We start from the raw sequence: 11,582 nt of genomic DNA, 5'->3' as shown, positions 1-11,582 counted from the left end.
CGTCCCATGCCTCGCACCTCAGGATGACGGGACTGATACGGCGCTTCGTTGAGTTACCGCCGCCCCTTCACGTCCAGCGGCACCGCCGCCTCGTATTTCGAGTTATGCAGCACGAGCGAGGTCCGCACGTTGCGCACGTGAGGTGCCGCCGTCAGATGCGTGACGAAATCCTGGAAGGTCGCCATGTCGGGCGCGACGCATTTGAGGATGAAATCGACCTCGCCCGACAACATCCAGCATTCGCGCACCAGGGGCTCGGCGCGGACGAACTCCTCGAAGGCGCGCAAATCCGCCTCGGCCTGGCTGGACAGGTGCACGGCGGCGAACACGGTGACGTCGAAGCCGAGCTTGCGAGCGTCCAGGAGGCCGCGATAGCCATGAATGTAGCCCTCCTCCTCCAGCGCCCGGACACGGCGCAGGCAGGGCGGCGGCGAGATACCGACGCGCTTGGCCAGCTCGACATTCGTGATTCGACCGTCGGCCTGAATCTCGGTGAGAATTTTCAGGTCGATCTCGTCTAGGTTCCGCGACACGTGATTGGAACTCCTGGCCTTTGGGGCCGCATTGGTGGGTCTGTCGCAATCCTCATAGCCCAGTCCGCACGGTCAGCGCAATTTTATTGCGCGTGCAGCGCAATCGACTTTTGTTCCCTGTTGGAAAAATCCGCCGACAGGCAATGCAATTCTTGCATAGCTCACCAGAAGGCTTAGATTAGCTCTGATATTTCAGCGCCTCCGCGACGCCTCCCGGCATGTTCCGCGCCCGCGCTGCAGATCCCCCGTGAAAGGCGTCCATCGAAATGTCCGCTCCTGTTCATGCAAAGGTCGTCATTATTGGCTCCGGCCCCGCTGGCTACACGGCGGCGATCTACGCCGCGCGGGCCATGCTGGAGCCGATCCTGATCCAAGGCATCCAGCCCGGCGGCCAGCTCACCATCACCACCGATGTCGAGAACTATCCGGGCTTCGCCGACGTGATCCAGGGCCCCTGGCTGATGGAGCAGATGGAGAAGCAGGCGGTCCATGTCGGCACCAGGATCGTCACCGACCTCGTCATCAAGCTCGATACCTCGCAGCGGCCGTTCCGCCTCACCTGCGACAGCGGCGACGTCTATCTCGCCGACGCCGTGATCCTCGCCACCGGCGCGCAGGCGCGCTGGCTCGGGCTGCCGTCGGAGGCCAAGTTCCAGGGCGGCGGCGTCTCGGCCTGCGCCACCTGCGACGGCTTCTTCTACCGCAACAAGGAGGTCGTGGTGGTCGGCGGCGGCAATACCGCGGTCGAGGAAGCGCTCTACCTCACCAACCATGCCTCGCAGGTCACCATCGTGCATCGCCGCGATCACTTCCGCGCCGAGCGCATCCTGCAGGAGCGCCTGTTCAAGCATCCGAAGATCAAAGTGATCTGGGATTCCGCGGTCGACGAGATCTGCGGCACCGAGAACCCGAACAAGGTCACCCATGTGCGCCTGAAGAACGTCAAGACCGGTGCGCTGACGGACGTGAAGACCGACGGCGTCTTCATCGCCATCGGCCACGCGCCGGCGACCGAGCTGGTGAAAGACCAGATCAAGCTCAAACCGTCGGGCTATGTCGAGGTCGCCCCGAACTCGACCGCCACCTCGGTGCCCGGCCTGTTCGCGGCCGGCGACGTCGCCGACGAGACCTATCGCCAGGCCGTGACGGCCGCAGGCCTGGGCTGCATGGCAGCGCTCGAGGCCGAACGTTTCTTGGCCCTGCGCGCCAGCGAGCGCGCGGCAGCGGAATAACGATCATGCCTCGAACACGCGACGGATTTACGGATATGGACTGGGATAAGCTGAAGGTGTTTCACGCGGCGGCTGAAGCGGGCAGCTTCACGCATGCGGGCGAGCAGCTCGGCCTGTCGCAATCGGCGGTCTCACGCCAGGTCTCGGCGCTGGAGCAGGAGCTCTCGGTCTCGCTGTTCCACCGCCATGCCCGCGGCCTGATCCTCACCGAGCAGGGCGACCTCCTGTTCCGCACCGCGCATGACGTCTTCATGCAGCTGCAGGCGGCGCGCGCAAAACTGACCGACAGCCGCGAGCGGCCGAGCGGCGACCTCAAGATCACCACCACGCCCGGCGTCGGCATCAACTGGCTGATCCCGCGCCTCGGCGAATTCACCGCGCTCTATCCGGAGATCCGCATCTCGCTGATCGTCACCGACGAGGAGCTCGACCTCTCCATGCGCGAGGCGGACGTTGCGATCCGCACCCGCAAGCCGACGCAGCCGGATCTCATCCAGCGCAAGCTGTTCGCGATGGGCTTCCACGCCTATTGCTCGCCGGAATACATCAAGCGCTTCGGCACGCCGCGCACGCTCGAGGAGCTCGACTCCCACCGCATCATCACGCTCTCGGACGGCAACTTCGCGCCGCATCTGCAGAACCGCAACTGGCTGGTCGAAGCCGGCCGCAACGGCTCCGGTCCGCGCGAGGCTTATTTCAGGGTCAACAACATCCTCGGTCTCGTGCGTGCCTGTCAGCAGGGCCTCGGCATCGCCGCGCTGCCCGACTACCTCGTCGAGGAACAGAGCAAACTCGTGCAGCTGTTCGGCGAGTCGGATTCGATCCAGCTCGACACGTACTTCGTCTATCCCGAGGAGTTGAAGACGGTCGCGCGCGTGCAGGTGTTCCGCGACTTCGTCGTCAGCAAGGCGCAGCGCTGGCCGTCCTGATTTCCGCATGACTGACATGCGGCCTCGGCTGTTGCTGCAGGCCGCTCGTCAAGCCCATACTGTTTGCACGCTGAGCCTTCGCGTTGCGCATTTGTCCCCCTCCTCCAGTGGCGCGGGAGTTCAGTAATCCCTCTTGGAAGGTGATTGTGTCGGCCTCACGTGGCCAATACCTTAAGCCGGGCTCTTTGGGCCCGGCTTTTTTTCTGTCAAATCAGCCTTCGCCCTCCGCGTGTATTGACAGTTCCGCGCATACCTCGCATCATTTGCAGATGATCACGAAGTCGTGCGCAATCTCGTTCAAGGCCATCGCCTCGAAAAAAGGCCCCCATCCCGGGGCCTCGGATTTTTGCGCGCGCTAGCCAAGCTTCGTCATCGCAAGCAAATCCCGAAAACCCCGCCGCCTGGACGGGGTTTTTTCATGTGCCCTCCGTCTCAGGTTTCCCGAGAAGGAGATGGAAACATGACCGGACTTGAAGATCATTTGCATGGGCTGTGGCTGCCGCTGGTGACGCCATTCCGCGATGGCGCGCTCGACGAGCGGTCGCTGCGGCGGCTGACGCGGCACTACAGCGCGCAGGGCATCGACGGCTTCATCCTGGGGGCGACCTCCGGTGAAGGCATGACGCTGCGCGAGGCCGAGCTCGAACGTCTCGTCGCCATCGTGCGCGACGAGATGGCGGCGGGCTGGCGCAACCAGCCGATCTGCCTCGGGCTGTCGGGGGCCGACACCTCGCGGCTGAAGGAACGCCTCGACGAGACCGCGGACTGGCCGATCGACGGTTACCTGATCGCGAGCCCCTATTACGTGCGGCCCTCGCAGCGCGGATTGCTGGCGCATTTCGAGACGCTGGCCAATCACGCCGCCTGGCCGCTGGCGCTCTACAACATCCCCTATCGCACCTCGGTCAACATCACCAACCAGACCATGCTGCGGCTGGCCGAGCACAGAAACATCGTCGGCCTGAAGGATTGCGGCGCGAGCCGCGAGCAATCGATCGCGCTGCTGCGCGACCGCCCGAGGAATTTCCGCGTGCTCACCGGCGAGGACGCGAACTTCTTCGAGGCCCTCAGCGACGGTGCCGACGGCGGCATCGTGCTGTCGGCCCATGTCGAGACCGCAACGTTCGCAGCCGTCTATGCCGAGATGAAGCGCGGCAATCATGATGTGGCCGAGGCGCGCTGGAACGAGGTCGCCGAGCTGACGCGTCTGTTGTTCACCGAGCCGAGCCCGGCGCCGGCAAAGTACTGGCTGTGGCGCAGCGGCCTGATCGACAGTCCCGAAGTCCGCCTGCCGATGGTGGAAGTGAGCAGCGAGCTTGCCGCCACCATCGATCGCGAGGTCGAGCGGCGGGTGAAGGTCGCGGCGTAGTTTCGCTTAACCCTCCCCTGGAGGGGGCCTGGAGGGGGCCTGGAGGGGGAGGGTCGATCGCGCGAAGCGCGAGCGGGGTGGGGTGATCTCTCCCCACGGGCAGCGTCCGACGCGGAGAGACCGTCACCCCACCCCGGTCCGCATTCCGCTTCGCTTCATGCGCACCGACCCTCCCCCTCCAGGGGAGGGTGAAGGGGCGCCCGGAACGACATTCAATGTCCCGCGACCGGCTCCGGCACCGCATCATAGGTCGGCACGGCCTTGCCGCCGCCGCGATACACCGTCGACGCTGCGATGATGCCGAGCAGGGCGGCGAACATCAGCCAGAAGCCGGGCGAGGCCTTGTCGCCGGTGCGCTCGATCAACCAGGTCGAGGCGAACGGCGTGAAGGTGCCGAACAGGGCGGCGGCAAGCGCAAACGCAAGCGAGAAGCAGGTGGTGCGCACATGGGCCGGCACGATCTCGACCAACGCGCCCAGCATGGTGCCGCTGTAGACGCCGAAATAGAACGAGAACATCATCTCGACCGCGAGCAGCTTGCCGAAGGTCGGCGCCGCCACCAGCCAGTGCAAGGCCGGATAGGCCGTCACCAGCGACAGACACGCGATGGTGATCAGCACCGGCTTGCGGCCGATGCGGTCGGACAGCGCGCCGCCGACCGGATTCCAGAAGAAGTTGGTGATGGCGACGAGCAGCGTCACCAGCAGCGCATCCTGCGTCGACAGCTTCAGCACGGTCTTGCCGAAGGTCGGAGTGTAGACCGTGACGAAGTAGAACGTGGTCGTGGTCAGGATCGCGATCATCATGCCGAGCAGCACGATGCGCCAGTTGGCGAGCGCGGAGGCGAACACTTCGCCCGCGGTCGGATGCTTTTTCATGGCGAGGAAGGCCGGCGTCTCCTCCAGCGTCCGTCGCAGGACGAAGATCAAGGGAATGATCAGGCAGCCGACGAAGAAGGGAATGCGCCAGCCCCAGGCGGCGACGGTGTCGGCCGGCATCACCTCGGAGAGGAGATAGCCGAGGATCGACGCCACGAAGATCGCGACCTGCTGGCTCGACGACTGGAACGAGGTGTAGAAGCCGCGATTGCCGGGCGTCGAGATCTCCGCGAGATACACCGACACGCCGCCGAGCTCGACGCCGGCGGAGAAGCCCTGCAGCAGGCGGCCGATCAGCACGATGACGGGCGCTGCGATGCCGATGGTCGCATAGCTCGGGCAGAAGGCGATGACGACGGTTCCGATGGCCATGATGCCGAGCGTGACGATCAGGCCCTGGCGGCGGCCGATGCGGTCGATGTAAGCCCCGAGCACGATCGCACCGACCGGCCGCATCAGGGCGCCAAGCCAGAACACGCCGAAGGTGTTGAGCAGCGACGCCGTCTCGTTGGTCGAGGGGAAGAACGCCTTGCCGATCGCGGCGGCATAGAAGCCGAACAGGAAGAAGTCGAACTGTTCGAGGAAATTGCCGCTCGTGGCGCGCAGGATCGCGCCGATGCGCGACTTGATGGCGGGCGGATTGGTTGAGGTGGCTGCTCCAGCCATGGCGTTACTCCCCTTTGGAAAGGCGTGGCCGGACCGGGAATTCGTCTCACGGCAGGGCGACAGGCTGCGACAATCTGTCCTACCCCTTCCCGCGCGAGGCGGGGCGAGTCAATCCGTTTTGCGGAGGATGCGGTTGATTTTTCAGGGCTTATTTTGCGTTGCAGCAATCATCCATTGGCGAAACGCGGTCAGCTTCTGGGCTTCGCGGCGTCCCTCCGGCGCAACCAGGTAGAAGCCGGCGTCCGCCGGCAGCGCGATCTTGAAGGGCACCACGAGCCGGCCCTTGGCGATGTCGTCCTGCACGTAGGAGGTACGCCCCATCGCGACGCCAATGCCGTCGATCGCGGCCTGGATGGTCATGAAGATCATATCGAAGGTGATGCCGGGTTGCCGCGCGATATCGGCCGGCAGTCCCGCCGCGGTCAGCCAGAGCCGCCAGTCGTCGCTATTGGCGTTGGAGGTGTGCAGCAGCGGGTGGTTTCGCAGGTCTTCGGGTCGCCGCAACGCCTTGTCGCCGCGTAGCAGCGACGGGCTGCACACCGGAAACAGCTCGTCCGCCATCAGCCAGTCGGCGCGCAGGCCCGGCCACTGCCCGCGGCCGTAGCGGATCGCGGCATCGACATTGTCGCGCTGGAAATCGACCAGGCTGGTCGAGGTGGTGATGCGCACGTCGATGCCGGGATGCTGCTCCTGGAAATCGGTCAGCCGCGGCAGCAGCCATTTCGCCGCGAGCGAAGCCAGCGTCGAGACCGTCAGCACCTTGTCGTCGTCCTTGCGCAACAGACGGTCGGTGGCGAGGCGCAAATCGTTGAAGGCGGCGCGAACGCCCGGCAGGTAGTCGCGCGCCTCCGGCGTCAGCGCCAGCGCGCGGTTCTGCCGGATGAACAGGCGGATGCCGAGCTCCTGCTCCAGCCGGCGGATCTGATGGCTGATCGCGGTCTGCGTCACGTTCAGCTCGCTCGCCGCCAGCGTGAAGCTGAGATGGCGCGCGGCGGCCTCGAACGCCCGCAATCCGTTCAGGGAGGGCAATCTGGCAGTCATTTGGCAGCAGGATACATGACGTTATTTCATGCGAAAAGGTACAAATTGTCGTTTGTCGCGGTGCAATAGGAAGCCGATATTGGCGGTCAAGTTAGCTCCAGGAGCTGAAAATGTCTACTTTGACCGACAATTCGATGACAAATCATCATGCGCCCGGCCTGATCCAGCAGGTCAGTGAGACGCTTCACGTCTGGCACGAGCGCTACCGGACCAGGCGCGAGCTCACCAGCTGGACCAACCGCGACCTTCAGGACGTCGGACTGTCCTGGAGCGATATCGCCTGTGAGGCCGACAAACCCTTCTGGCGGGCCTGATTGGCCGCCAGGCCGGCGCCGCCTGATCTCGGGGGCGCCGGCGGTCCCTTTCTCTGAAGGGTTCGTGTCATGAGCACGCTCCGCCTCGAAGACCTCAAGAAATATTCGGACACGCTGCGCACCCGCGACGGCGCGGCGCTCAACGTCCGCTTCGTCGAGCCGCGCGACACGGACGAGCTCCAGCACTATTTCCGTTCGCTCTCGACCCGCTCCCGCTATAACCGCTTCTTCGGCGCCATCAGTGAATTGCCGAAGGGGCTGCTGCACGACTTCCTCGAGATCGGCGAGCGCGACCGGTTCACGGTCGTCGCGACCATAATGGTCGACGGCTTCGAGACCATCGTTGCCGAAGCGCGCTACGCGCTGCAGGCCGAAACCGCGACGCTCGAGTTCGGTCTGTCGGTCGACGACCGCTGGCAGGGCCACGGCATCGCGACAGCTTTGATGAAGAATCTCGAATGCCGCGCCGCAGCGCTCGGCGCCGAGCACATGTTCGGCGACACGCTGCGCTCCAACGAGACCATGGTCTCGCTCGCGCGCAAATCCGGCTTCAGCTTCGTCAATCATCCCGACGACTGGAAGCTGGTGCGCTTCGACAAGGAGATCGCGGTCGCGCCGAAAGACATCCCCTGCGCCAGCTGGCGCCTCGCCGCGCTTTCCCGTCAGGCCGAAAGCCCCTCAGCCTCGGCCTGACACCACTGCAAGCCCGGCCTGGTCATCCAGCGCCGGGCGATTTCTTGGGTTCCGATCCGTCATCCTGAGGTGCTCGCTCTGCGGCCTCCCGCAGAACGAGCCTCGAAGGATGAACGGCCCCGCTGCTTCCGTGCAGTTTCCGCAGCAGCAGCCGGGCTGTCGCCCTTCGAGGGCCGCTGAAGAAGCGGCCACCTCAGGGTGACGGTCATCGATTTCGAATGACGCTACTTCCTCGTGAAGACCGCCTTGCGCTTCTCGATGAACGCCTGCACCGCTTCCTTGTGATCGGCGGTCGTGGTCAGGCGCACCAGTCGCTCGGCTTCGTGGTCGCGCGCCGTCTCGAAGTCGAACAGCACGGCCTCGTCGAGATTGTCCTTCATGTAGCGCAGCGCGAGGCGCGGGCCTTCGGCGAGCGATTTTGCCAGCGCGAAGGCTTCAGCCTGCAATTTGTCGTCGGGCACGACGCGGTTGACGAGGCCGATGGCTTCGGCGCGGGCGGCATCGACCCGGTCGCCGGTGAACATCAGCTCGCGCGCCCGTGCGGTGCCGACGAGGCGCGTCAGCAGCCAGGCGATGCCGTAATCGCCCGACAGCGCGATGCGGGCGTAGCCGGTGGCGACGAAGGCCGATTGCGCGGCGATGCGGATGTCGCAGGCCATGGCGATCGCGAGTCCCGCGCCGACCGCAGGGCCGGGCAGGGCGGCGATGGTCGGCTTGCGCACCGACACCAGCGCGCCCGTCAGCAGCCGCTGCCGCTCCTGCAGATCGGCGATCCGCTCCTCCAGCGACATCTCCAGCTTCTTCGGGTCGCGGTGCGCGCCCATGCCCTTCACGTTGCCGCCGGCGCAGAACGCTTCGCCCGCTCCGGTGATCAAGAGCGCGCCGACATTGCGGTCTTCGCCGCAGCTCCGGATCATGGTGCGCAGCGCCGGCGTCAGCGCGTCCGACAGTGAATTGCGCGCCTCCGGCCGGTTCAACGTGATGATTGCGACGCGGTCGCGGATCGTACAGAGGAGCTCGCTCGTGCCGGTATCGACAGTGGTTTCGCTGCTCATTGTTCCTCCCTGCTCTCGTAGAGTGGGCAAAGCGAAGCGTGCCCACCATTGGTTCTTAAGTTCGAGATCGTGGGCACGGCGCTTTGCGCCTTTGCCCACCCTACGGCAGCTCGTTCAAAACTTCTCCACCCAGGGCCGCAGCTCGAGCTCCCAGCTCCATGCGCTGCGCGGCTGCTGCAGCACGTTCCAATAGCTCTGCGCGATCGCATCGGGATCGAGCATCGAGTCCGGCTTGTCATCGGGCTCGGTGCGTGCGGCGCTGCGGATGCCGCCGTCGATCACGAAATGCGCGATGTGGATGCCCTGTGGCGACAATTCGCGCGCCAGGCTCTGGGCGAGGCCGCGCAGCGCAAATTTGCCCATCGCGAAGGAGGCCGATTGCGCATAGCCCTTGACGCTGGCGGAGGCGCCGGTGAACAGGATCGCGCCTTGCTTGTTCGGCAGCATGCGTTTTGCGGCCTGCTGCGCCACCAGGAAGCCGCCATAGGCGCTGACGGCGATCGCCTGCGCGACATCGGCCGGAACCTGGTCGACGAATGGCCCGCGCGTGCGGCCGCTGGCGTTGTAGACCACGAAGTCGGGCGTGCCGATCTCGCGCTCGACGAGGCCGAACAGTCGCTCGACCTCGTCGGGATCGGTGGCGTTGCAGGCATAGGCTTTCGCGCCGGTCTCGCTACAGAGCGCGCCGAGCTTCTCGATCTTGCGCGCGGCCAGCGCGACGCGAATGCCTTGCGCGGCAAGCAATCGCGCCAATGAGGCACTCAGACCTTCGCCGGCACCGACGATGAGGGCGATCTTGTACTTTGGATGTTCCATGGTGTGATCTCTGGCGTGATCTCTTGGGACGGGGAGCCGCTGATCTATGCATGGTTGACCCGAACAACCAGCCGGGACGGATCATAATTCCGCAGAGCGAATTGCTCCGTCGCGGCGATCATGCCTCCCTGACAATTTGCGACTTTATCGCTCTTTGCGACTGGAGCATGATCGACATCATCTCAAGCGGCAAGCGCCAAATCAGCGCAAAATGTCCGCAAGGCGGAAACGATAGAGGACGATCATGCGTAAGCCGGTATCAGCACAGCCGAACCACGCCGCGGCCGAGCCATCCGGCCTGCTGGCGCCCGACACGTCAGGCATGAACTTCTACCGCGCCGATCCTGCGCTCACCGATCTCCTGAAAATCCATTTGCCGGAGCCGCTGTTTCGTCACATCGAGCCGCAACTCGATCGGCTCGGCGAGCTCGCCGGCGGCCGCCTCGACGAATGCGCGCGCCTCGCCGACCGGCACACGCCGGTGCTGCATCAGCGCGACAAGTTCGGCCGCGACATGCAGTCGATCGAATATCATCCCGCCTATCGCGAGCTGGAGAATGCCGCGTTCGGCGAGTTCGGCATCCACGCGCAGTCGATTCGCAAGGGCATCATGGGCTGGCCGGACAAATATCCCGTAGCCGCCAAGCACGCTTTCACCTTCCTGTTCAACCAGACCGAATTCGGCATGGGCTGCCCGATCAACGTCACCGACGGCTGCGCCAAGCTGCTGGCAAATTTCGGCAGCGAGGCGCTGAAGGCCAGATATCTCGACGGCCTGACCTCGACCGACATGAGCAAGCTGACGCAAGGCGGCCAGTTCATGACCGAGAAGGAAGGCGGCTCCGATGTCGGCACGCTCACCACGCGCGCCGTGCAGGAGGGCGACCATTGGCGCCTCTATGGCGAAAAATGGTTCTGCTCGAACGCCGACGCCAAGGTGGTGATGCTGCTGGCGCGCCCCGAAGGCGCCGGCCCCGGCACGCGCGGCGTCGGCTTGTTCCTGATGCCGCGCTTCCTCGACGACGGTTCGCAGAACCACTACCGGATCGTGCGCTTGAAGGACAAGCTCGGCACCCGCTCGATGGCCTCGGGCGAAATCAAGCTGGAAGGCGCCATCGCCTATGCCGTCGGCAAGCTCGACCGCGGCTTCGTGCAGATGGCCGAGATGGTGAACTCGTCGCGGCTCTCCAACGGCGTCAAATCCACCGCGTTGATGCGCCGCGCCTATCATGACGCCATGACGGTTGCGAAGAACCGCGTGGTGTTCGGCAGTCGCATCATCGACCTACCGCTCGGCCGCCGCCAGATGCTGAAGATCATGCTGCCGGTCGAGCAAGCGCTGTCGATGAGCTTCCTCACTGCGGATGCACTCGACCGCGCCGAAGCCGGCAGCCAGGATGCCGCGGCGTTGTTGCGCATCCTCACGCCGACCCTGAAATTCCGCGCCACGCGCGATGCGCGCAAGGTCTGCGGCGATGCGCTCGAGATGCGTGGCGGCATCGGCTATATCGAGGAATTCGCCACGCCGCGCCTGCTGCGCGATGCGCATCTCGGCTCGGTCTGGGAGGGCACCGGCAACATCGTCGCCATCGATGCGCTGCGGCGCGCGGTCGGGCGCCATGGCGCGGAATCCGCGCTGGCCGCGGATCTTCACGCGCGGCTCGACGACAGTGCCTCGGTACCGCAGGCCTGGCGCGACCATTTGCGCGGCCTCGTCGATCGCGCCGTCGGCTTTGCGCGCGAGGTCGCGGGCAAGTCCGAGAACGAAGCCGATGCGCGCCGCGCCACCAGCCTGCTCTATCATGTCGCCAGCGCGGTCGCGCTGGCCTGGGAGGCGCAGCGCATCCACGACAGGCGCGGCGATGCCCGCCGGCTGCTGTTGTCGCGGCTCGTGATCGATCATCGGGTGTTGCCGAGCGATCCGTTCCGGCTGACGGAAAATGCGACGCAGGCCAGGATCGCCGCGCTGCTGCTGGGGGATCGCGACGCCGGCATGAGCGAGGTTGGCGAACTGGTTCTGGCAGCGTAGGCTGCGCGCCACGCTGAACCAAGAAAC

At 65.2% G+C, this 11,582-nt stretch carries 11 protein-coding genes; 6 read left to right on the top strand and 5 right to left on the bottom strand.

What is annotated here, in order from left to right; all coding sequences use genetic code 11:
• Positions 1 to 53 precede the first annotated feature (53 nt).
• Positions 54 to 533, bottom strand: coding sequence for an Lrp/AsnC family transcriptional regulator (locus Q0743_RS19035; RefSeq protein ID WP_027547667.1), 480 nt, complete (start codon positions 531 to 533; stop codon positions 54 to 56).
• A gap of 266 nt (positions 534 to 799) precedes the next feature.
• Here Q0743_RS19035 and trxB point away from each other — a divergent pair, with 266 nt between their 5' ends.
• The 3 genes from trxB (at position 800) to Q0743_RS19020 (ending at position 4,063) form a co-directional block, all read left to right on the top strand.
• Positions 800 to 1,765, top strand: a complete 966-nt coding sequence (gene trxB, locus Q0743_RS19030) for a thioredoxin-disulfide reductase (protein WP_298243040.1) — start codon at positions 800 to 802, stop codon at positions 1,763 to 1,765.
• A 5-nt stretch (positions 1,766 to 1,770) separates the two neighbouring features.
• On the top strand, positions 1,771 to 2,694 hold the full coding sequence (locus Q0743_RS19025; RefSeq protein WP_026201990.1) for a LysR family transcriptional regulator: 924 nt from the start codon (positions 1,771 to 1,773) through the stop codon (positions 2,692 to 2,694).
• Between the two features lie 460 nt (positions 2,695 to 3,154).
• The gene (locus Q0743_RS19020) at positions 3,155 to 4,063 is read left to right on the top strand and encodes a 4-hydroxy-tetrahydrodipicolinate synthase (RefSeq protein ID WP_298243039.1); all 909 of its coding nucleotides are present in this window, start codon (positions 3,155 to 3,157) and stop codon (positions 4,061 to 4,063) included.
• Between the two features lie 212 nt (positions 4,064 to 4,275).
• Here the strand turns inward: Q0743_RS19020 and Q0743_RS19015 are convergent, their stop codons facing one another.
• Positions 4,276 to 5,607 (bottom strand): MFS transporter, encoded by a 1,332-nt coding sequence (locus tag Q0743_RS19015; RefSeq protein WP_298243038.1) that lies wholly within the window; start codon positions 5,605 to 5,607, stop codon positions 4,276 to 4,278.
• 141 nt (positions 5,608 to 5,748) lie between these two features.
• Positions 5,749 to 6,648, bottom strand: coding sequence for a transcriptional regulator GcvA (locus Q0743_RS19010; RefSeq protein WP_298243037.1), 900 nt, complete (start codon positions 6,646 to 6,648; stop codon positions 5,749 to 5,751).
• A gap of 110 nt (positions 6,649 to 6,758) precedes the next feature.
• On the opposite strand from Q0743_RS19010, the gene Q0743_RS19005 reads away from it, so the two are divergent.
• Positions 6,759 to 6,962 (top strand): DUF1127 domain-containing protein, encoded by a 204-nt coding sequence (locus Q0743_RS19005; RefSeq protein ID WP_298243036.1) that lies wholly within the window; start codon positions 6,759 to 6,761, stop codon positions 6,960 to 6,962.
• A 69-nt stretch (positions 6,963 to 7,031) separates the two neighbouring features.
• Positions 7,032 to 7,655, top strand: coding sequence for a GNAT family N-acetyltransferase (locus tag Q0743_RS19000; RefSeq protein WP_298243035.1), 624 nt, complete (start codon positions 7,032 to 7,034; stop codon positions 7,653 to 7,655).
• A 224-nt stretch (positions 7,656 to 7,879) separates the two neighbouring features.
• Here Q0743_RS19000 and Q0743_RS18995 read toward each other — a convergent pair whose 3' ends face one another.
• Positions 7,880 to 8,710, bottom strand: a complete 831-nt coding sequence (locus Q0743_RS18995; protein WP_298243034.1) for an enoyl-CoA hydratase — start codon at positions 8,708 to 8,710, stop codon at positions 7,880 to 7,882.
• Positions 8,711 to 8,824: 114 nt separating this feature from the next.
• Positions 8,825 to 9,526 carry an SDR family oxidoreductase gene (locus tag Q0743_RS18990; RefSeq protein WP_298243033.1) on the bottom strand — a complete coding sequence of 234 codons (702 nt, stop codon included), beginning with the start codon at positions 9,524 to 9,526 and terminating at the stop codon, positions 8,825 to 8,827.
• A gap of 244 nt (positions 9,527 to 9,770) precedes the next feature.
• Here Q0743_RS18990 and Q0743_RS18985 point away from each other — a divergent pair, with 244 nt between their 5' ends.
• Positions 9,771 to 11,555, top strand: coding sequence for an acyl-CoA dehydrogenase family protein (locus tag Q0743_RS18985; protein WP_298243032.1), 1,785 nt, complete (start codon positions 9,771 to 9,773; stop codon positions 11,553 to 11,555).
• The last annotated feature ends 27 nt before the right edge of the window (positions 11,556 to 11,582 follow it).

The organism is uncultured Bradyrhizobium sp., from assembly GCF_936943645.1.
GTDB lineage: Bacteria > Pseudomonadota > Alphaproteobacteria > Rhizobiales > Xanthobacteraceae > Bradyrhizobium.
The sequence above is the reverse complement of the archived record's forward strand: the minus strand, read 5'-3'. Positions and strand labels throughout refer to the sequence as shown.